General features: G+C 71.3%; 16 protein-coding genes. 12 read left to right on the top strand and 4 right to left on the bottom strand.

Annotated elements, in window-relative coordinates:
* Nucleotides 1-23 precede the first annotated feature (23 nt).
* Genes ACWGKJ_RS23860 through ACWGKJ_RS23870 form a run of 3 tightly spaced genes read right to left on the bottom strand, consistent with a single transcriptional unit; the run spans nt 24 to nt 2,911 of the window.
* Complete coding sequence (locus tag ACWGKJ_RS23860; RefSeq protein ID WP_385028582.1) at nt 24-1,358, bottom strand: coenzyme F420-0:L-glutamate ligase; 1,335 nt, start codon at nt 1,356-1,358, stop codon at nt 24-26.
* Nucleotides 1,355-2,311 (bottom strand): 2-phospho-L-lactate transferase, encoded by a 957-nt coding sequence (cofD, locus tag ACWGKJ_RS23865; RefSeq protein ID WP_385028579.1) that lies wholly within the window; start codon nt 2,309-2,311, stop codon nt 1,355-1,357. Before cofD ends, ACWGKJ_RS23860 begins: the two co-directional genes overlap by 4 nt.
* A gap of 57 nt (nt 2,312-2,368) precedes the next feature.
* Nucleotides 2,369-2,911, bottom strand: coding sequence for a cysteine dioxygenase (locus tag ACWGKJ_RS23870; RefSeq protein ID WP_385028576.1), 543 nt, complete (start codon nt 2,909-2,911; stop codon nt 2,369-2,371).
* Nucleotides 2,912-3,563: 652 nt separating this feature from the next.
* Here ACWGKJ_RS23870 and ACWGKJ_RS23875 point away from each other — a divergent pair.
* The 3 genes from ACWGKJ_RS23875 (at nt 3,564) to ACWGKJ_RS23885 (ending at nt 9,587) form a co-directional block, all read left to right on the top strand.
* Nucleotides 3,564-3,827 (top strand): WhiB family transcriptional regulator, encoded by a 264-nt coding sequence (locus ACWGKJ_RS23875; RefSeq protein WP_164266780.1) that lies wholly within the window; start codon nt 3,564-3,566, stop codon nt 3,825-3,827.
* 268 nt (nt 3,828-4,095) lie between these two features.
* Entirely contained in the window at nt 4,096-8,076 is a 3,981-nt protein-coding gene (locus tag ACWGKJ_RS23880; RefSeq protein ID WP_385028573.1) for a glycosyltransferase, read from the top strand.
* Entirely contained in the window at nt 8,073-9,587 is a 1,515-nt protein-coding gene (locus ACWGKJ_RS23885) for a DUF5719 family protein (protein WP_385028570.1), read from the top strand. Before ACWGKJ_RS23880 ends, ACWGKJ_RS23885 begins: the two co-directional genes overlap by 4 nt.
* A gap of 165 nt (nt 9,588-9,752) precedes the next feature.
* Here ACWGKJ_RS23885 and ACWGKJ_RS23890 read toward each other — a convergent pair whose 3' ends face one another.
* Nucleotides 9,753-10,220, bottom strand: a complete 468-nt coding sequence (locus ACWGKJ_RS23890; protein WP_385028568.1) for a metallopeptidase family protein — start codon at nt 10,218-10,220, stop codon at nt 9,753-9,755.
* A gap of 319 nt (nt 10,221-10,539) precedes the next feature.
* Here ACWGKJ_RS23890 and ACWGKJ_RS23895 point away from each other — a divergent pair, with 319 nt between their 5' ends.
* The 9 genes from ACWGKJ_RS23895 (at nt 10,540) to ACWGKJ_RS23935 (ending at nt 21,087) form a co-directional block, all read left to right on the top strand.
* Nucleotides 10,540-10,914, top strand: coding sequence for a DUF3499 domain-containing protein (locus tag ACWGKJ_RS23895; RefSeq protein WP_385028566.1), 375 nt, complete (start codon nt 10,540-10,542; stop codon nt 10,912-10,914).
* Nucleotides 10,915-11,054: 140 nt separating this feature from the next.
* Nucleotides 11,055-12,671: an L-lactate permease gene (locus ACWGKJ_RS23900; RefSeq protein WP_385028563.1), complete on the top strand. Its 1,617-nt coding sequence runs from the start codon at nt 11,055-11,057 to the stop codon at nt 12,669-12,671.
* 168 nt (nt 12,672-12,839) lie between these two features.
* Nucleotides 12,840-14,213, top strand: coding sequence for a phosphomannomutase/phosphoglucomutase (locus ACWGKJ_RS23905; RefSeq protein WP_385028560.1), 1,374 nt, complete (start codon nt 12,840-12,842; stop codon nt 14,211-14,213).
* Nucleotides 14,214-14,513: 300 nt separating this feature from the next.
* A complete protein-coding gene (locus ACWGKJ_RS23910) occupies nt 14,514-14,699 on the top strand; it encodes a Trm112 family protein (protein WP_385028557.1) in 186 nt (61 codons plus the stop codon).
* A gap of 150 nt (nt 14,700-14,849) precedes the next feature.
* Complete coding sequence (locus ACWGKJ_RS23915) at nt 14,850-15,980, top strand: SIS domain-containing protein (RefSeq protein WP_385028554.1); 1,131 nt, start codon at nt 14,850-14,852, stop codon at nt 15,978-15,980.
* Nucleotides 15,981-16,306: 326 nt separating this feature from the next.
* The gene (gene manA / locus ACWGKJ_RS23920; RefSeq protein WP_385028551.1) at nt 16,307-17,470 is read left to right on the top strand and encodes a mannose-6-phosphate isomerase, class I; all 1,164 of its coding nucleotides are present in this window, start codon (nt 16,307-16,309) and stop codon (nt 17,468-17,470) included.
* A gap of 66 nt (nt 17,471-17,536) precedes the next feature.
* Complete coding sequence (locus ACWGKJ_RS23925; protein WP_385028548.1) at nt 17,537-18,514, top strand: cation diffusion facilitator family transporter; 978 nt, start codon at nt 17,537-17,539, stop codon at nt 18,512-18,514.
* A 361-nt stretch (nt 18,515-18,875) separates the two neighbouring features.
* The gene (gene ahcY / locus ACWGKJ_RS23930) at nt 18,876-20,333 is read left to right on the top strand and encodes an adenosylhomocysteinase (protein WP_385028545.1); all 1,458 of its coding nucleotides are present in this window, start codon (nt 18,876-18,878) and stop codon (nt 20,331-20,333) included.
* A 139-nt stretch (nt 20,334-20,472) separates the two neighbouring features.
* A complete protein-coding gene (locus ACWGKJ_RS23935) occupies nt 20,473-21,087 on the top strand; it encodes a hypothetical protein (RefSeq protein WP_385028542.1) in 615 nt (204 codons plus the stop codon).
* The last annotated feature ends 392 nt before the right edge of the window (nt 21,088-21,479 follow it).

Below are 21,479 nucleotides of genomic sequence, written 5' to 3' on the forward strand. Positions count from 1 at the left end.
GCCCCGTACCCCGCCCCCAGGGTTCACCGCACCGCGATGAACCCCTCCACCGCACGCCCCGGTCGCGGAGCCGCCGACGCGGCCGGATGACCGACCGCCACCGCCCCCATCGGCTCCCACTCCGCGGGCAGCGCCAGCACCTCCCGCACCACGTCCCGGCAGAACATCGTCGACGAGACCCAGGCGGAGCCCAGCCGTTCACCCGCGAGCGCCACCAGGAAGTTCTGCACGCCCGCACCGACCGCGACGGTGAACATCTCGCGCTCCGCCGCGTCCCGCCGGGCATCCCCGTACGTGTGCGAGCCGTCGAGCACCATGCAGGGCACCGCCAAGTACGGTGCCCGCCGCAGCACTTCACCGCGGCGCACCCGTCTGGCGATGGACTCCTCCGACTTGCCGTCGCGCCGCAGATCCGCGATCCACGCGTCCCGCATCGCGTCCAGCAGCCGGGTGCGCGCCGCCGCCGACTCCAGCAGGACGAAACGCCACGGTGTCGTGTGGTGCGGGGCGGGCGCGGTGACCGCCGCCGCGACCGCACGCCGGACCGCACCCGGGTCGACCGGCTCATCGGTGAAGTCGCGGACCGTACGCCGCTGGGTGACCGCTTCCCGTACCGCCTCGGACGTACCGAGCCGGAACATGTCGTCGGCGGCGACCCGCACCAGGTCGCGGGCGCCCCCGGACGCGGAACCGGCGTCATCGGTGTCGTCGCCCGGCCCGGACGCCGGATCCGTCACGGCGTGCGGCAGACCGCGGACCACCGCGACCGGCAGACCCGCCGCCTTGCCCTTCACCAGGTCGCCCGCCGCGGCCAGTTCGTCCGCGGTGGCGACGACCGTGGCGCTCAGCGGGTTGCCGTACGCGTCGGTGCCGCCGCGCAGGTCGTCGAGGACCCGCACCCCGGCGGCCCCGATCGCCACATCGGTGAGGCCGTTGCGCCACGGTCGCCCGAAGGTGTCGGTGACGATGACACCCACCGCCACACCCAGCGCGTCCCGCAGCCCCTCGCGGATCGTCCGCGCCGAGCTGTCGGAGTCCTCGGGGAGCAGCAGGACCGTCCCCGCAGGGGTGTTGGAGGCGTCGACCCCGGCGGCGGCCATCACCAGGCCCTGCCGGTTCTCGACGATACGGAGCGTGCCGCGCCGCGCCACCACCCGTACCGTCTCCGCGTCGATGGCCGCCTCGCGGTCGTCGGCTTGCACGATCCGGCCCTCGGCCTTGGAGACGATCTTCGAGGTGACGAGGACGATATCGCCGTCCGCCAGCTCGGGCGCCGCTGTCGCGATCAGCTTGGCGAGGTCGTCGCCCTCGCGCACCTCGGGCAGTCCGGGGACGGCCCAGACGTGGAAGGACGTCACGCCCTGACCTCTTCGGCCAGGGTGAGCGCCTCACGGGCCATCACCGCGGTCGTGTCCAGGTCGGTCATCATCAGCGGCACGGCGCGGCAGCGGATCCCCGCCTCCTCGACCCGGGCCACGGACGCGGCGTCGACGGTGTCGACCAGCCAGCCGTCCAGCAGGCCCGATCCGTAGTGCTCGGCCACCGCGGCCGCCGTCGACTCGACGCCCACGGCGGCGAGTACCTTGTCGGCCATCCCGCGCACGGGCGCGTCCCCGACGATGGGCGAGAGCCCGACGACCGGCACCCCTGCGTCGGCGATGGCCTCCCGGATACCGGGCACGGCGAGGATGGTGCCGACCGAGACCACCGGGTTCGACGGCGGGAAGAGAACGACGTCGGCGGAGGCGATGGCGTCGAGCACACCCGGCGCGGGCTTCGCCCGGTCGGCGCCCACCGGCACGACCGCCTCGGCGTCGACCGACGCCCGCAGCCGCACCCAGTACTCCTGGAAGTGGACGGCCTTGCGCTCTCCGTCGATGTCGACGGCGACATGCGTCTCGACCCGGTCGTCGGACATCGGGATGAGCCGCACCCCCGGCTGCCAGCGCTCGCACAACGCCTCGGTGACGGCGCTCAGCGGATAGCCGGCGCCGAGCATCTGGGTACGGACGATATGGGTCGCGAAGTCACGGTCGCCGAGCCCGAACCACTCGGGTCCGACGCCGTACGCGGCGAGCTCCTCCTTGACGGTGAAGGACTCGTCGGTACGCCCCCAGCCCTGCTCCTCGTTGATGCCACCCCCGAGGGTGTACATCACCGTGTCGAGGTCGGGGCAGACCTTCAGCCCGAACAGATGGATGTCGTCACCGGTGTTGCCGATGACGGTGATGTCCGCGTCAGGCGCGGCCTGCTTGAGGCCACGCAGAAACCGGGCACCACCGATGCCGCCGGCCAGAACCACAATGCGCATACGGACAGTCTGTCAGTGATTCCCCGGGGGGTGACGGCGGGGAGAGGGGAGCGGCCGTCAGGCGGGGACGGCGTCGTGGGCGGCCGGGACCGCGCACTGCGGGCTGTGCATCGGCATCTCCGTGAGCCCGGGGTAGTAGATGTGCAGGCTGACGGCCGGTTCCAGCGAGTCGTTGACGACCTCGTGGGTGTACTCCGGCGCGAAGACGCGCTGCGCGCCCGCCTCCAGTACCTGCCCGCCGTGCACCGTCCGCTCCGTCAGCCTGCCGTCGAGGACGGTCAGCACACCGGACGAACGCCCGTGGCCGTGCTCCCCGCTGCCCTGCCCGGGGACCCAGCTGAGCAGCCAGATCTCGTAGCCGAGCGGAGTCTCGCCGCTCCGGGCGTGGCCGAGGGACGGGGGAACGGCGCGCAGCCGGTGGTACCACCGCGAGATCGCGTCGTACTGGACGAGCGGGGCCCACTGGCTGCGGTCGGCGGCGATGGCCCGCGCGAGCCCGGCGAACTCGGCCACGGTGGCCGGGTGCTCGCGGGCGGGCTTGAGCAGGTGCTGGACGGCGAGGATGTCGCCTGCGATCTGGAGGTCGCTGTCGCTGTTCATGATGCGGGGGTTCCTCGGCAGTGAAAGTGCTGGGGTGTCGCAAGGAAAGTGCAGTCAGAGCTGCGGAAAGACGCTGGAGCCCGGTGGCTTCAACAGCAGGAACAGCAACAGCACGCCCGGACAGCGCTACGGAACCCACGGGCGTGGGTCACGGAGAACGCTGCGGTCGCTGGCATGGGACCTAGAAGAGCGGGCCCTCGCCTCCCCTGTCAACTTGCTGACCGATTTGGGTGCAATGTTTCACCTCATCCGGTTACTCGGCCCGGTGGGAGGTTTGCTCGTCCGCCGCCCGGGAGATGTGGCGCAGCAGGTCCCACCGCAAACGTCACGGAGATCTCGTGACCTGACTGTGATCTTGATCGCTTCAGCGGGCGGAGCGCGAACGGGGCCGGCCTCTGTGGAGTCTCAGTCTGTGAGGGCATCACCCTCCGCAGGCAGGGAAGGCGAAGGTATGGGCCAGTGGCATGTGTCAGATTTTTCGTGATTTGAACACTTTCCGCATAGCCTTGGTTCCGCAGAGTGAATAAGGGGCCCAATAGCAGATCTCGGCTTGACTGGCTCGGATCCGCACACTTGTAATTTCACTCGTGTCGTTCGGCCGAAATCGGTAGCGACAGCAACACGGGGACGCAAAGACGGACAAGGGGCGCACATGACCGAGCTGTTCCAGCAACTGCTGGTCGAGGACGCGGACGAAGAATTCGGCTGGCAGGAGCGCGCACTGTGCGCCCAGACCGACCCCGAGTCCTTCTTCCCCGAGAAGGGCGGTTCCACCCGCGAGGCCAAGAAGGTCTGTCTCGCCTGCGAGGTCCGTTCCGAATGCCTTGAGTACGCCCTCGCCAACGACGAGCGGTTCGGGATCTGGGGCGGCCTCTCCGAACGCGAGCGCCGGCGGCTCAAAAAGGCCGCCGTCTAGCCGCTCTCCAGCCGCTGCCAGGCAGGTTCACCGCCCCCGCTCCCCGGCCGCCCGGCCGGGGAACCGGCACAAGTCCCTGCACGCCACCCGGTCCGCCGTCCGTCCCCCTGGGGCGGGCGGCGGACCGCTGTCCGAACCAGCCGTTAGTGTGGGGCCCCGTCCGCGATGCACCAACGCCCCCACGGGGCGCGTGCGTCCACCGCATCCGCACACCAGCCTTCCGGGGGGCCACGCCACCCGGACTCCGGCCGGAGGGGCCCGTACCTCGATGTCCGTGCACAGCCAATCGACGGCCCCTTACGAGGCCGCAACGCCTGCGTTCGCTCCCGCACACCCACCCGAATTCCCGCAGCACGTCGTCACCGCCGTACTCGTCACCCACGACGGTGCCCGCTGGCTGCCCGACGCACTCGCCGGACTGCTCGGACAGGAGCGGCCCGTCCAGAACGTCGTCGCGGCCGACACCGGCAGCGCCGACGCCTCCGCGAGCCTGGTCGCCGAAGCGATCGGCGCCGACCGGGTGTTGCACCTTGCACGCCGCACCGGCTTCGGAGCCGCCGTCGACGAGGCGGCCCGCACCGCCGGAGTCCTCACCCCCGAAGAGCTGCCGTATCTGAAGCGGCCCAGCGGCTGGGATCCGGTGAGCCGCAGCTGGAACGACGACACCTACGACATGCCCGAACTGCCGCACGGGGAACCGGTGCAGTGGCTCTGGCTGCTGCACGACGACTGCGCCCCCGACCCCGACGCGCTCGCCGGGCTGCTGCGCGTGGTCGACAACGACCCGCACGCCGTCATCGTCGGACCCAAGCTGCGCGGCTGGTACGACCGTAAGCAACTGCTCGAAGTCGGCGTCTCGATCGCCAACAGCGGTCGCCGCTGGACCGGACTCGACCGCCGCGAACAGGACCAGGGCCAGCACGACCAGGTCCGCTCCGTACTCTCCGTATCGACCGCCGGAATGCTCATCAGGCGGGACATCTGGGAGGAACTGGGCGGATTCGACCGCCGGCTGCCGCTGATGCGCGACGACGTCGACCTGTGCTGGCGGGCCCATGCCGCGGGCCACAGCGTCGTCGTCGCACCCGACGCCGTACTGCGGCACGCGGAGGCATCCGCCCGTGAGCGCAGGCCCATCGACTGCGTGGGCCGCTCCGTCGCCAGCCCGCACCGCGTCGACAAGGCCGGCGCCGTCTACACCCTGCTCGTCAACACCCGTGGCCGCGGAGTGCCGTACGTCCTGCTCCGGCTGGTCTTCGGCACGCTGCTGCGGGTGATCGCCTATCTCGTCGGCAAGGCGCCGGGACAGGCGCTCGACGAGGTCGCCGGGCTGATCGGCACCCTGCTGCGCCCCGAGCGGATCCTCGCCGCACGGCGCGCCAGAGGAACGGGCACGGTCGAGGCGGGCGAACTGCGCCCGCTCTTCCCGCCGCCCGGAGCCACCGTCAAGGCCACCGCCGAGCAGGTGGTCGGCCATTTCGGCGGTAGCTCCGACGTAGAGGCCGGTTCGCGGCACGGCGCCGTCGAATCCGGTCCGGGCGGCGACGACGCCGACTTCCTGGAGATCGAGCAGTTCGCCCGGCTGAAGCGGATAGCCCGCAAACCGGCCCCCGTGCTGTTCGCCGTCCTCCTGTTGGTGTCGCTCGTCGCCTGCCGGGCGCTGCTGGGCGGAGGCGCACTCTCGGGCGGCGCCCTGCTCCCCGCGCCCGATCACGTATCGGAGCTGTGGAACCGCTACGCCGACGTATGGCACCCCCTCGGCACCGGCGGCACCCAGACCGCCCCGCCGTACCTCGGCATCCTCGCCGTGTTCTCCACCGTCCTCCTGGGACACACCGGACTCGCGCTGACCCTGCTCCTGGTCTGCTCGGTCCCGCTGGCGGGTCTCACCGCGTACTTCGCCTCCCGCCCGCTCACCGGATCACGGCTGCTGCGCGCCTGGGGAAGCATCGCGTACGCCTTCCTGCCCGCCGCCACCGGCGCCCTGGCATCCGGGCGGCTCGGCACGGCCGTACTCGCCGTCCTGCTGCCGCTGATCGCCCGCTGCGCCGTCGCCGCCTCCGGGATGCGCGGGGAGCGCGGCAGCTGGCGGGCCGCCTGGGCCTACGCCTTCCTGCTGACCCTCACGATGGCCTTCACCCCCGTCGTCTGGCCGCTCGCCGTGGTCACCGGGATCGGCGTCCTGGCGCTGCGCCGCGACGAGATCACCGCGTACGGGCTGCGCTTCCTCGCCGTCGTCGGCACCCCGCTCGTCCTGCTCGCGCCCTGGTCGCTCTCGCTCCTCGCCGGCCCCTCGGGCTTCTTCCGTGAGTCGGGCATGGAGTTCGGCAAGGGTTCGGCATCCGCGCTCGACCTGCTCGGTATGAGCCCCGGCGGCCCGAAGGCCGCGGGCGGGGCGCTGCTCATCGGAGTGGTGCTCGCCGCACTGGCCGCACTGCTGCGCGGTGAGCGGCAGTTCGCCATCCGCTCCGCCTGGGCGGTGGCCCTGCTGGGCCTGGTCTTCTCGGTCCTGGCCAACAGGTCGGGCTGGGCAGGACCCACGACGCTCGTCTACGGGATCGCGCTGCTGGCCGCCGCCGTGCTCGGCGCGGAGGGGGCACGCGGGCGCGTGGCCACCCAGAGCTTCGGCTGGCGCCAGCCCGTCGCCGGGCTGATCGCGATCGCCGCGCTGCTCGCACCGGTGATCGCCGCCTTCAGCTGGATGGTCAGCGGTGCGGACGGGCCGCTGGAGCGGCGCGATCCGGTGCAGGTCCCGGCGTTCGTCGCCGAGGAGAGCGGCACCCGCGACCAGGCCCGCACCCTGATCCTCGGCGGGACCTCGCCCGCCGAGGTCTCGTACACACTGGTACGCGGCTCGGGCGCCAGGCTCGGCGACGCCGAGCTGGCCCGCTCGGGCGGCAGCAGCCCCCGGCTCGACAAGGTCGTGTCCCATCTGGTCGCGGGCTCGGGCGCTGACCAGTCCAGCCAGCTCAGCGGGTACGCCATCCGCTACCTGCTGGTCAGGGGCGGTGCGCCGCGCGGGATGAGCCGGGTGCTCGACGCGACCCCGGGGCTGAGCCGGCTCAGCCAGCTGGACGGCAGCGAACTCTGGCGCGTCGACCGGCAGGTCGCGCGGGCCACGATCGTCCCCGGCCAGTCGTCCGGTACGTCGTCCGGCTCGTCGGCGAGTACGTCAACGGGTACGTCAACGAGTACGTCGGACGCGAGCGCCGAGACGCAGTCCGTCGCCGCGGGCCCGGTGGACATCCACACCACCGTCCCGGCCGGGAAGTCCGGCCGCGTCCTGCGGCTCGCGGACTCCGCCGACCCGGGCTGGCAGGCCACGCTGGACGGCCGCGCGCTCACCCGGACGACCGTCGACGGCTGGGCCCAGGGGTTCCAACTCCCCACCCAGGGCGGCAAGCTCGACGTCAGCTACGACGAGCCACTCACCCACACCCTCTGGGTCTGGGCCCAGGTGCTCCTCGCGGTCGTGCTGCTGGTGCTCGCCCTGCCCGGCCGCCGGAAGCGGAACGACGACGACCTGCCCGACGAGGAACTCCCCGTACCGGCCGAGCCGGTGGCAGGGGAGGGCCGCAGGGCCCGCAGACTGCGCGCCGCCGCCCAGGCCGAGGCGGAGGCGGCGGGCTCCCCGGACGGCCCGGCCGCACCGGGCGCGGCAGGCCCCACCGATGACGGCCCGGCCGGCGAACCCGGCGAGCAGGGCCCGTACACCCCGGCGGGAGACTTCGCAGGACACCCGGCAGGAGACTTCGCAGACCCCGCGGACGATCCCGCAGGGCACCCCGCAGCGGACCGGGCCGCACCCGCGACCGAGGACAACTTCGCCCCGCAGTATGGGACGGAGGTCCCCCAGCAGCCCGCCTACGGCGAGTGGGAGCAGTCCGCGTACGCGACGGGCGACTACAGCCCCTACCCGGCAGGGCAGTACGGCAACGAAGGCCACTACGGGAACGACGGCGGCGAAGCCCACTACGGCAGCGAAGGCGCGTACGCCCCGGGGCAGTACGGCCACGAGAACCCGTACGGCAACGACGCCACATACGCCGACGAGGGCCAGGGCGGGTACACCGGCAACGGCCAGGGCGGGGACGGCCACCCGGGCCAGTACCCGGAGGGGCAGCAACAGTACGACCCCTATCAGCAGCAGGACGCCCCCTACGACCCGTACGGCTACGCCCAGCAGCCGCAGCAGCGACCGCCCTACCCCGACGAGAACGAGCACCGCCCCGACGGGAGCAACCAGTGAACCGCACCGCCATCGCCCTCGCGGCGGCCGTCGCAGCCCTCGCGGCCATCACCGGGTTCGCCGTGGTCGCCGCCCCTTCGGACGCCGCCACCACGCCGCAGGGCGCCGCCCGGCTGCCGGTCGAGCGTTCCACCCTGACGTGCCCGGTGCCCAGCACGTCCGACATCGCGGAGACGTCGTACACCGCCTTCACCCCGGCCGGGAAGGGCGGCGGTTCCGCCGGGAGCGCCCAGTTGCTGCCGTCGGTCACGGGCGCCGGGAAGGACAAGAAGGGCGGCAAGAACGGCAAGGACAAGAGCGGCGCACCGGACGGCAAGCCGGTGGTGTCGCTCAAGGAGCCGGGCAAGCCGGTCGTCGACAAGGAGTCCGGCGGCGATTCACCGGCCCTGACCGGTTCGGCCGATGGCCCGCTGGCCCCCGGCTGGACCGCGCAGCAGACCACGACCGTCGACGTCGGCGGCTCGCGCGGGGTGCTCGGCACCAACTGCACAGCCCCGGACACGGACTTCTGGTTCCCGGCGGCCAGCACGGCGGCCTCCCGCCAGGACTATGTGCACCTCACCAACCCCGACGACAGCGCGGCCGTCGCCGATATCGAGCTGTACGGCAAGAACGGCGCCATCAAGTCCGATGTGGGGGAGGGGATCACGGTCCCCGCGAAGTCGTCGGTCCCGGTCCTGCTCTCGACGCTGACACCCGATCCGGCGGAGAACCTCACCGTCCATGTCAGCACCCGTACCGGCCGGGTGGGCGCCGTAGTGCAGTCGATGGACAACAAGCTCGGCAGCGACTGGCTGCCCGCTTCCACCGCCCCGGCCGACAAGCTGGTACTCCCCGGGATCCCGGCGGACGCCACATCCGTACGGCTGGTGGCCCTCGCCCCGGGCTCCGACGACGTGGACCTCAAGGTCCAGCTGGCCGGCGCCGACGGCACGATCTCCCCGGCCGGCCATGAGTCGCTGCACCTCAAGGCGGGCATGACGACCTCCGCCGATCTGGGCCCCGTGACCAGGGACGCGGCAGGGTCGCTGGTGCTCTCTCCCTCGGGCGGCGGCAAGACGCCCGTGGTGGCCGCGCTGCGCGTGGTGCGCGGCAAGGGCAGCAAGCAGGAGGTCGCCTTCATCCCGGCCACCTCGCCGGTGGGGGAGCGGGCATCGGTGGCCGACAACCGCTCCAAGGGCTCGGTGCTCTCCCTGGCCGCCCCGGGCGCGACGGCGAAGGTGAAGGTCACCGCGTCGCAGGGCAGCGAAGGCGGTTCGCCGGTCGTCAAGACGTACACGGTCAAGGGCGGTACGACGCTCGCGGTCAAGCCGACCCCGCCGTCCGGACTCAAGGGCTCGTACGCGCTGACGGTCGAACCGGAGGCGGGCGGCGGCCCGGTCTACGCGTCGCGCACGCTCGAACTCCCGCAGGACGGCGTCCCGATGTTCACGGTGCAGACGCTCCCCGACGACCGGGGGACGGTCTCGGTGCCGCGGGCCCGGGAGGACCTGTCGCTGCTGGACGACTGACGGCTGACGTCTGACGGCCTCGGATCAGAAACGGCAAGCGGATCAGAAACGGCCGCGGACCGGAAAGGGAAGCGGACGCGGAAGACGCGGAACAGGAAGCAGGCCCGGCGGGCGGACCGCCGGGCTCAGTCCTGTTCAGCACTGTTCAGTCCTGTTCAGTCCTATTCAGTCCTGTCCGTACCGCGGATCCACCGACTCCGGCGCCAGGCCGAGCAGTTCGGCGACCTGCTCCACGACGACCTCGTGCACCAGCAGCGCCCGCTCGTCGCGGTTCTTGGTGCGGATCTCGACGGGGCGCCGGTAGACGACGATCCGCGCGGGCCGGTCCTTCTCCGCGGAGACCGCGCTGCCGAGCGGTACGGAGGTCTCGCCCGGCCACTCGTCGGCACTTCCGGCAGCCCCCGCGCCCTCGACGCGTGGGACGTCGAGCACCAGGAAGTCGACTTCGGAGAGTTGGGGCCAGCGCCGTTCCAGGCGCTCAACGGAGTCCGCCACAAGATCACGGAAGGAGTCCCCGCGACTGGCCGAGAGCGGAACCTGCGGAGGTGCCACGGGCCCGCGCATCCCCCTGCCGTGCCGGTCGCGTCGGCGCGGTCTGGGGTCCGCGGGCTGGGGCGGTAGTGAGCTGTCCATCACTGACGCAGGGTAGCTCTCCGTACGGTACGGCGAGGCCGACGGCGGCAGCAGGGCCGTCATGTCGCGGAATGAACATTCCGGACAAGTTCGCGACCGGCGGCTCCGCTGCTTTCGATCGGTGATCTCACGTCGGTTGACTGGATATCGACGGAGGAATGACTGGATTCGATTCGTCACTCGCTGTATGCGCCTGTACCCGTGCAGGTCAAGCGAGTTGCCCCGGCCCGGACGGGGCGGCCTCCGCGCCACGACACGGTGGGGTGACGCCGGGGCGAGTCGTCGCGGCCCGCTCAAGAGTGCGGTACCGTCCAATACCGTGAGCCCTGTACGTCGCTGTTCTCGCACCGCGTGCGGCCGCCCCGCCGTCGCGACGCTGACGTACGTCTACGCCGACTCGACCGCGGTCCTCGGTCCGCTCGCGACTTACGCTGAGCCCCACTGCTACGACCTGTGCGCCGAGCACGGCGAGCGGCTGACCGCCCCGCGCGGCTGGGAGGTCGTCCGCCTCACCGACGGCTCGGCCCCCGCCAGGCCCAGCGGTGACGATCTCGAAGCGCTCGCCAACGCCGTACGGGAAGCCGCCCGGCCGCATGAGCGCGCACCCGAGCCGGGCGGCGGCATGCGCCAGGCCGGCCCGGCCGAGAGCGGCCGAAGGGGCCACCTCCGCGTACTGCGCTCCCCGGAGTCCTGACACCGGCGAGTGTTCCCGGAGTTCGTGCACAGGGCACGTTCCCGCACGCTCCGCATGCCGTCCGGAGCGTCCGGTCCGGAGCATTGACTTCCGGTTGCCATGAACATGAGCATTCCTCCACCCGCGAGGATCGAGGCCCCGTGTTTGTGCAGCCGCTGGAACCCGTAGCCGATTCACTCGCCCTGTCCGCACTCGTCGCCGCTCTGTCGCTGCTCACCGTCCTGGTGCTGCTGGGCGCCGTACGGATGAGAGCCCACTGGGCAGGCCCGGCCGGGCTGGCCGTCGCCGTCCTGGTCGCCCTGTTCGCGTACGGCATGCCGCTGGGCCAGGCCCTGTCATCGGGCGCGCAGGGGGCGCTCTTCGGCCTCTTTCCCATCCTGTGGATCGTCGTCAACGCCCTCTGGGTGTACCGGATGACGGTCCGCACCCGGCACTTCGACATCCTGCGGCGCTCCTTCGGCCGGTTCTCCGACGACCCGCGCATCCAGGCCCTCGTCATCGGGTTCTGCTTCGGCGCGCTGCTCGAAGCGCTCGCCGGATTCGGGGCTCCGGTGGCGATCTGCGCGGTCATGCTGGTCGCGCTCGGCTTCGTTCCGGCGCGTGCCGCGGTCGTCGCGCTCGTCGCCAACACCGCGCCGGTCGCCTTCGGCGCCATGGGAACCCCCGTGGTGACGCTCGCACAGGTCAGCGGAGTGCCGCTGCACACGGTCGCCTCGGTCGTCGGCCGGCAGACCCCGCTGCTCGCCCTCGTCGTACCGCTGCTGCTCGTGGTCATCGTGGACGGCCGGCGCGGACTCCGCGAGACCTGGGCGCCCGCGCTCGTCTGCGGAGTGGCCTTCGCGGCCGCGCAGTTCGCCGCGTCCAACTTCGTCTCCGTCCAGCTCGCCGACATCCTGGCCGCGCTGACCGGCGCCGCGGCTCTGATGGCGGTGCCCGGCGCCCGCAGGCCCGTCGCGGAACCGGTGCGGGCCGCCGTGCTCACCGGCGAACGCAGCGAGGACCTGGACGAGGCCGACCCGCGGCGCGAAGTGGTACGCGCCTACGCCCCGTACGCGCTGATCGTCGTGGTCTTCTCGCTCGCCCAGATCCCGCCCGTGAAGCGGCTGTTCGACGGGGCGACCCGGCTCTTCGACTGGCCGTTCCTCGATGTCGCGGGTCCTGGCGGCACACCGGTGCCGGGCAACGCCTTCTCGCTCCCGCTCCTCTCGACCGGCGGGACACTGGTCCTGTTCGCGGGGGTGTTCACGGCGGCGGTCATCGGCGTACGGGCGGGCGCCGCGCTCCGCGAATGGGCGGCGACCGTGCACGAACTGCGGTACGCGATCCTCACGGTCACCTCCGTACTCGCTCTCGCCTACGTCATGAACCTCTCCGGACAGGCCGCCACCATCGGCCACTTCGTCGCCGCCGCGGGTGCCGGACTGGCCTTTCTCTCACCCGTGCTCGGCTGGTTCGGGGTCGCGGTCTCGGGATCCGACACCTCGTCCAACGCGCTCTTCGGCGCACTCCAGGTCTCCGCCGCCCATGAGTCCGGACTCTCCCCGCAGCTGCTGGCGGCCGCCAACAGCTCGGGCGGAGTCCTGGGCAAGATGATCTCCCCGCAGAATCTGACGATCGCGTGTGCGGCGGTGGGCCTGAAGGGACAGGAGGGCGATCTGCTGCGCAGGGTGCTGCCGTGGAGCCTGGGGCTGCTCCTTGTGATGTGCCTGATCGTGACGGCGCAGAGTACGGCGCTCCTGGGCTGGATGCTGCCGTGAGGGACCGCTTCCGCGGTGCGGGCCTGAGCGGACGCCACCGGCTCCGGCACCTGGACGCCACCGGCTCCGGCATACCGCCACTATCGGCTCCGGTGCGCGAAGAGTGCCGATTCCTCCAGGTAGTTTGATGGACCCGTAGCGGACAGAGCGGATATCAGGAGGACCGACGTGGCTGGTGCTGTCGATTTGTCACAGGTCGTGAAGGCGTACGACGTGCGAGGGGTCGTACCCGACCAGTGGGACGAATCGCTCGCCGAGCTGTTCGGTGCCGCCTTTGTGCAGGTGACGGACGCCTCGGCGATCGTCGTCGGCCATGACATGCGCCCGTCGTCGCCCGGCCTCGCCGGGGCCTTCGCGCGCGGCGCGGCCGCCCGCGGCGCAGACGTCACCCTCATCGGCCTCTGCTCGACCGACCAGTTGTACTTCGCTTCCGGCCAATTCGACCTGCCGGGAGCGATGTTCACGGCCTCGCACAACCCGGCCCGGTACAACGGCATCAAGATGTGCCGGGCCGGAGCCTCACCGGTCGGTCAGGACACGGGCCTCGCGGAGATCCGTACGCTCGTCGAGACCTGGTCCGCCACGGGCGCCCCCGAACCCGTACCGGCATCGGGAACCGTCACCGAGCGTGACACGTTGAAGGAGTACGCGGCCCACCTGCTCTCCCTGGTCGACCTCTCGGCGATCCGCCCGCTGAAGGTCGTGGTGGACGCGGGAAACGGCATGGGCGGCCACACGGTCCCCACGGTGCTCGCCCCGCTCCCGCTCGAAGTGGTCCCCCTCTACTTCGAGCTGGACGGGACCTTCCCCCACCACGAGGCCAACCCGCTGGACCCGGCCAACCTCGTGGACCTCCAGGCGAAGGTCCGCGAGACCGGCGCGGACCTCGGCCTGGCCTTCGACGGCGACGCGGACCGCTGCTTCGTCATCGACGAGCGCGGCGAGGGCGTCTCACCGTCCGCCATCACGGCACTGGTCGCTGCCCGCGAACTGGCGGCGCACCCCGGCGGCACGGTCATCCACAACCTGATCACCTCCTGGTCGGTCCCCGAGGTCGTACGGGAGCACGGCGGCACCCCCGTACGCACCCGGGTGGGGCACTCCTTCATCAAGCAGGAGATGGCCACGACCGGGGCGATCTTCGGCGGTGAGCACTCGGCGCACTACTACTTCCGGGAGTTCTGGAACGCCGACACCGGAATGCTCGCGGCGCTCCACGTCCTGGCCGCCCTCGGCAACCAGCCGGGCACCCTCTCGGAACTGGTCGCTCCGTACGACCGCTACACCGGTTCGGGCGAGATCAACTCCGAGGTCGCCGACCAGGCAGCCAGCGCGGCGCTGGTACGGGAGGCGTACGAGCACCGCGAGGGCGTCACGACGGACAGCCTGGACGGTCTGACGGTGACCTCCGCCGACTGGTGGTTCAACCTCCGCCCGTCCAACACCGAGCCGCTGCTGAGGCTGAACGTGGAGGCGCGTGAAGAGGCGACGATGGCCGGAGTCCGGGACGAGGTTCTCCGTCTGGTACGCGGAACCGGCTGACGGGACTGGCCGATGAGAGGGGCGGACGGGCTGAAGGGACCGGCTGGTGGCACCGGCTGACGGGACTGGCCCACGGAGTGAGGGGCCCGGCTGAGGCACACGGCTGAGAAACCCGGCTGACGGGCCTGGCCTTCAACGGCCCGGCCCGGCCCGGCCCGGCCCGTTCGCCCGGCCCGGTCTGTTCCGCTGGACCCCACCCGTTCCTCCGGCCCCGCCCGAACCGTCCCGATGCCCCGCACCCGCCCCGCCCCGGCGGTACGCTGACCTGGCCCAAACCGTATGTTCGAAGGGACCACCCCCATGCCGCTCGAAGCCGGTCTCCTGGAGATCCTCGCCTGCCCGGTCTGCCACTCCCCGCTCAACGACCAGTCGGCGGCCGATGAGAACCCGGAACTGATCTGTACGGGCAAGGAGTGCGGCCTCGCGTACCCCGTCCGCGACGGTATCCCGGTCCTGCTCGTCGACGAGGCCCGCCGACCCGCGTAGGACAGCGCGCCCCGGGCCCCGGCGCCGCACGACAGCCGCGCACTGTCGCGCCGCAGCCACGGCGTAGCACCCAGCACCGGCGCCGCCCCCAGCACGCACCCGTATCCGTACGCACCCGCACCCGCAAGGGGAATCGGAGAGGCACCCCCGATGCTCGACGAGTCGTTGCTCGATGCCCCCGAGGCCCTGGCCCGAGCCGACCGACGCGGCCTGCTCCGCGGCGCAGCCGAGGCCGGAGCCCGCGTCCGTACCGCCGCCCGGCACGCGGCCGAGGCCGGCCTCGGCGACCTGCGGCCGGAAGGGCGGCCCCGCGCCGTACTCGTCGCCGGGTCCGGCGCCGCCGCGACCGGTGTGGCCGATCTGCTCACCGCCCTGGCGGGCGGGGCGGCCCCGGTCACCCGGCTGCGCCCCACCGGCGTGGCCCCCGCCGCCGGCGCACTGCGCTGGGCGCTGCCCGGCTGGGCCGGCTCCGTCGACCTGCTGCTCATCGCCACCGCCGACGGCACCGAGCCCGGCCTCTCGCTGCTGGCCGAACAGGCATACCGGCGTGGCTGCACCGTCGTCGGTGTCGCCCCGCGCCGCTCGCCGCTGACCGAAGCGGTCAATGGTGCGCACGGCCTCGTCGTACCGATGGCCGAGGCACCGTACGAGGAGGAGGCCGAGGTCCCGTTCACCGACGTCGGCCCCGGAGCCCTGTGGGCGCTCCTCACCCCACTGCTGGTCCTGCTCGACCGGGTCGGCCTGGTCGGCGCACCGCCCGAGACGCTGCAACAGGTGGCCGACCGCCTGGACAGCACGGCGGAACGCTGCGGTCCGGCCATCGCCACCTACAGCAACCCGGCCAAGACCCTGGCCTCGGAGCTCGCCGACTCCCTCCCGCTCGTCTGGACCGAAGGCACCGCAGCGGCCTCCGTCGGCCGCCGCTTCGCCGCCGTACTGACCGAGCTGGCGGGCAGGCCCGCTCTCGCCGCCGAACTGCCCGAGGCGCTGCCCGCGCACGGTGCGCTGCTCGTCGGCCCCTTCGCGGGCGACGCCGACCCGGACGACTTCTTCCGTGACCGGGTGGACGACCCGCAGGCGCTGCACGCCCGTGTGGTGCTCCTCCGCGACCGCCCGGCCGGCGGCCTCACCGCGGCCCCGGCGGCCCGCGAGATCGCCCTCGCCCAGGACACCCCGATCAGCGAGCTCGAACCGGAGGAGGGCAGCGAGCTGGAATGCCTCGCCGAACTCCTGGCAGTCACCGACTTCGCCGCCGCCTACACCGCTCTCGCCACGGTCTGACACCACGGTCCGACCGCCGACCGCCGACCGCCGACCGCCGACCGCCGACCGCCGACCGCCGACCGCCGACCGCCGACCGACCGCCCACCCCACCCCGTCCCGTTCCCGGGCGCACGCCGGTACGAGAGCCCGCCGCACCGCACCACCCCGCGTTGCACATCACGCAGCACCACCGCGCATCACCACCCCCGTACCGCCCCACCTCACCGCAAACCATCACGTCCGCCCCGCGACCAGCCCCGCCCCGCGACCAGCCCCGCCCCGCGACCCACCCAGCCGCGCGGGACCCGCCCCGAAGCCGACCCAGCAGCCCGGAAAGTAGCCTCATGGACCGCCTCGCCAACACCGTGCGCCCCTACGCCTGGGGTTCGACCACCGCCATCCCGGCCCTCACCGGCACCGAGCCCACCGGCGAACCGCAGGCCGAGATGTGGCTCGGCGCGCACCCCGGAGCCCCCTCCCGTATCGACCGCGGCGGCGGAGACCAGGCGCTTTCGGCCGTCATCGACGCGGCCCCCGAGGCCGAGCTGGGCGCACCGGCGGTGGCGAAGTTCGGCCCGCGACTGCCCTTCCTGCTCAAAGTCCTCGCCGCCGGAGCCCCTCTCTCCCTCCAGGTCCACCCCGATCTCGCCCAGGCGGAGGAGGGATTCGCGGCGGAGGAGCGCCGGGGCATCCCCATCGACGCCCCGCACCGCAACTACAAGGACGCCAACCACAAACCCGAACTCATCTGCGCGCTGACGCCCTTCGACGGCCTCTGCGGATTCCGGGCCCCCGCCGAATCGGCCGACCTGCTCGCCGCCCTCGACGTGGACTCCCTCAAGCCGTACGTGGACATCCTGCGCGCGCACCCCGAGGAGGCGGCGCTGCGCGAGGTCCTGACGGCCATCCTGTCGGCGGACCCGGCCGAGATGGCGGCCACGGTCACCGAGGCCGCCGCCGCGGCCGAACGCCTCGGCGGCCCCTACACCCCGTACGCCTCGCTCGCCCACCACTTCCCCGGCGACCCGGGCGTCATCGCCGCGATGCTGCTCAACCACGTACAACTCCAGCCGGGCGAAGCACTGTTCCTCGGCGCCGGCATTCCGCACGCGTACCTCGACGGCCTCGGTGTCGAAATCATGGCGAACTCCGACAATGTGCTCCGCTGTGGTCTGACCCCGAAACACGTCGACGTTCCCGAACTGCTCCGGGTCGTCCGCTTCGAGGCGGCCGAACCCGCCGTCCTGCGCCCGGAAGCGGCCCCGGACGGCGAGGAGCTGTACGAGACACCGATCGACGAGTTCCGGCTCTCGCGCTACGTACGCCCCGAGGACGCCCGGCCCCTACGGCTCCCCGCGGGCACCGCACAGATCCTGCTCTGCACCGCCGGCGCTCCCCACGCGGGTGAACTCGTCCTGGCACCAGGGCAGTCGGTGTTCGTCCCCGCGGGCGAGACCGTCACCCTGACCGGGGCAGGGACGGTCTTCCGCGCCACCGTTGTGGCCTGATGCAACAATGTGCGGCCGAATAGCGGCACCCACGCCGCGGCACCGACGAAGGGAACACGTCCACCCATGAGTGCGTCAGGTGGAACCAAGGCGATCGTGGCGGCGCTCGGCGCCAACCTCTCGATCGCGGCAGCGAAGTTCGTGGCGTTCCTCTTCAGTGGCTCGTCGTCGATGCTCGCAGAGAGCGTCCACTCACTCGCCGACTCGGGCAACCAGGGCCTGCTGCTCCTCGGCGGCAAGAAGGCCCAGCGCGAGGCAACCCCGCAACACCCCTTCGGCTACGGCCGCGAGCGCTACATCTACGCCTTCCTCGTCTCGATCGTGCTCTTCTCGGTCGGCGGGATGTTCGCCGTCTACGAGGGGTACGAGAAGGTCAAGCATCCGCACTCCCTGGACAACTGGTACTGGCCGGTCGGCGTCCTGGTCTTCGCGATCATCGCGGAGGGCTACTCCTTCCGTACGGCGATCAAGGAGTCCAACCAGACGCGCGGCACGCTCTCATGGGCGCAGTTCATCCGCCGCGCCAAGGCCCCCGAGCTTCCCGTGGTGCTGCTGGAGGACTTCGGCGCGCTGATCGGTCTGGCCCTCGCACTGGTGGGCGTCGGGCTGGCCGTGACGACGGGCAACGGCGTCTGGGACGGCATCGGCACGCTCTGCATCGGTACCCTGCTCATCCTGATCGCGATCGTCCTGGCAGCGGAGACGAAGTCCCTGCTGCTCGGTGAGGCCGCGGGCACGGCGGAGGTCGACAAGATCAAGGAAGCCATCGTCGACCATGACACCGTCACCTCCGTGATCCACATGCGTACGCTGCACCTCGGTCCCGAGGAGCTGCTGGTGGCCGCCAAGATCGCGGTCCAGCACGACGACACGGCGGCGGAAGTGGCCCGCGCGATCAACGCCGCCGAGGCCCGTATCCGCGAAGCCGTCCCCATCGCCCGGGTGATCTATCTGGAACCGGACATCTACAGCGACGCCGAGGCCACCGCGGGCGCAGACCCGAAGGCCACACCGGGTGGCCCGTCACCCGTGCCGCACCACTGACCCGAGCCACCAGTGGCCGCTCGGCCCAACCGGGCCGAGCACCACCCCACCCACCCCGCCACGGGCGCCGTCCGAGGTACGGAACCGGACCGCGCCCCAGCCCCTACCGGGCTGGAATCCGGCCGGAATCCGGCCGGTACCCACGGCGGGCTGGGGGCTGCTGGGCCGATCGGTGTAGATTCGACGGGAGCCAGACGTCGCTGCTGATGGCGGTCGGGCGGTCCGTTCCGCGGACCGGCCGAGGGAGAGAGGGCCTCCGACGGACTGCGCCGCGAGCGCTCGGGCATTCGTGTGCCTTTCCGCCCGTCGCCGCAGCATCCAGCCCATACACCCTCGACCAACCTTCCGAGGAGCAGCTCGTATGACGACCGACGCCATCACCCTGGACTTCAAGGTCGCGGATCTTTCGCTGGCCGAGTTCGGGCGCAAGGAGATCACTCTCGCCGAGCACGAGATGCCGGGCCTGATGTCGATCCGCAAGGAGTACGCCGCGGCCCAGCCGCTGGCCGGTGCGCGGGTCACCGGTTCTCTGCACATGACGGTGCAGACGGCCGTGCTGATCGAGACGCTGGTCGCTCTCGGCGCTCAGGTGCGCTGGGCGTCCTGCAACATCTTCTCCACCCAGGACCACGCGGCCGCGGCCATCGCGGTCGGCCCGAAGGGCACCCCGGAAGCGCCGGCGGGCGTGCCGGTCTTCGCCTGGAAGGGCGAGAGCCTGGAGGAGTACTGGTGGTGCACGGAGCAGGCGCTGACCTGGCCGAACACCCCGACCGGCGGCCCGAACATGATCCTCGACGACGGCGGTGACGCCACCCTCCTCGTACACAAGGGCGTCGAGTTCGAGAAGGCCGGCGCGGCCCCGGACCCGGCGACCGCGGACAGCGAGGAGTACAGCTACATCCTCAAACTCCTCAACCGCACCCTCGGCGAGAACCCGAAGAAGTGGACGCAGCTGTCGTCCGAGATCCGCGGTGTCACCGAGGAGACCACGACCGGTGTGCACCGGCTGTACGAGATGCACCGCGACGGCACCCTCCTGTTCCCGGCGATCAACGTCAACGACGCCGTCACCAAATCGAAGTTCGACAACAAGTACGGCTGCCGCCACTCGCTGATCGACGGCATCAACCGCGCCACCGACGTCCTGATCGGCGGCAAGGTCGCCGTCGTCTGCGGTTACGGCGATGTGGGCAAGGGGTGCGCGGAGTCGCTGCGTGGCCAGGGCGCCCGCGTGATCATCACCGAGATCGACCCGATCTGCGCGCTGCAGGCGGCGATGGACGGCTTCCAGGTCTCGACGCTGGACGACGTGATCTCGGTCGCGGACATCTTCGTGACCACCACGGGTAACAAGGACATCATCATGGCCGCCGACATGGCCAAGATGAAGCACCAGGCCATCGTGGGGAACATCGGCCACTTCGACAACGAGATCGACATGGCCGGCCTGGCGAAGATCCCCGGCATCGTGCGCGACGAGGTCAAGCCGCAGGTCCACACCTGGACGTTCGCTGACGGCAAGGTCCTGATCATCCTCTCCGAGGGCCGCCTGCTGAACCTGGGCAACGCGACGGGCCACCCGTCGTTCGTGATGTCGAACTCGTTCGCGGACCAGACGCTGGCCCAGATCGAGCTGTTCACCAAGCCCGCCGAGTACCCGACCGACGTGTATGTGCTCCCCAAGCACCTGGACGAGAAGGTCGCCCGGCTCCACCTCGACGCCCTCGGGGTGAAGCTCACGACGCTCCGCCCTGAGCAGGCCGCGTACATCGGTGTCGAGGTCGAAGGCCCGTACAAGCCGGACCACTACCGCTACTGACGCAGCCAGTGCCGCTGGTGCGCACCGCGTCGCACCGTCAGCAGCCGGCACCGCAGAAGCAGTAGGTACCAGGCAGGCCCCCGCACCCCCGTGTCGGGGGCCTGCCCCGTACCGGCTCCGGAAGGACCTTAAGGACCCCATGCCCCGCGGCCGTTATTCGCTCCACGATCTGCACGACCACACCCCCCTCGGTGAAGAACACTTCCACTGCGCGCCAGGCCCCTCCGGCTGGCGCTACGTCTCTCAGACCACCGCCCCCTCGGGCGACCACAGAGGCTCCGTCGACCTGGCCATCGACGAACTCGGCCGCCCCATCCGCCTCGAACTCCACACCGCGAGCTGGCAGGTTCGCGGCGCGGCCATCGAGGGCGTCACCTGGGTCAGATCCGACCCCACGGGGGTTCATGCCACCGAAGGCAATGCCCCCGCCCATGCCTTCACCGGTACGTCCCCCGCCTTCCTTGTCGCCACCGCCCGCCTGCTCGGTCTCACCCCCGCTTCCTCCGCTACTCGCGTCCGTCTGGTCGCCTTCACCGACCCGGTCCTGGCCCCCCGAACCGTCGACCAGTCCTGGGCGCTGCTGAAGAGTGAAGCGCACGCCACTGACAACGGGCCCCTGATGGTGGACGAATACCAGGTCAGCGCCCTGGACACCGGTGAGCAGCACACGGTCCACATCGCCGGCGACGTGGTCCTCGCGGCCCCCGGCATCGAGCTGGAACACCTGGAAACGCCACCGTCGGTCTTCGGCTGACGAACCGCACCGGTCAGGTCGCCGGCGCGATGTGCGTCCGACCCTGCTGAGCTGCTAGTGTCTCGTCTGCCCACAAAAACCGTTGACACGGTTCGAGTGGGGAGGTAGGTTAGAACGGTTGCCCCGAGTTAGACAAGATCGGGCCCAGCAGTTACTGTTTATCTCGCTCGCGGAAATCAAATTTCTCGCAGAGCCACTCGACGAATCCGAATCAAGAAGCCGATTAGGTCGGCCGAAATGCTTCTGATAAAGTCGGAATCGCCGGAAAGGGAAACGCGAAAGCGTGGAACTGGAAATCACCCGGCCGGCCGGGAATCGGACACGAAAGAGTCTGATAGAGTCGGAAACGCAAGACCGAAGGGAAAAGCCCGGAGGAAAGCCCGAGAGGGTGA

It is taken from the genome of Streptomyces sp. NPDC054757, assembly GCF_053612185.1.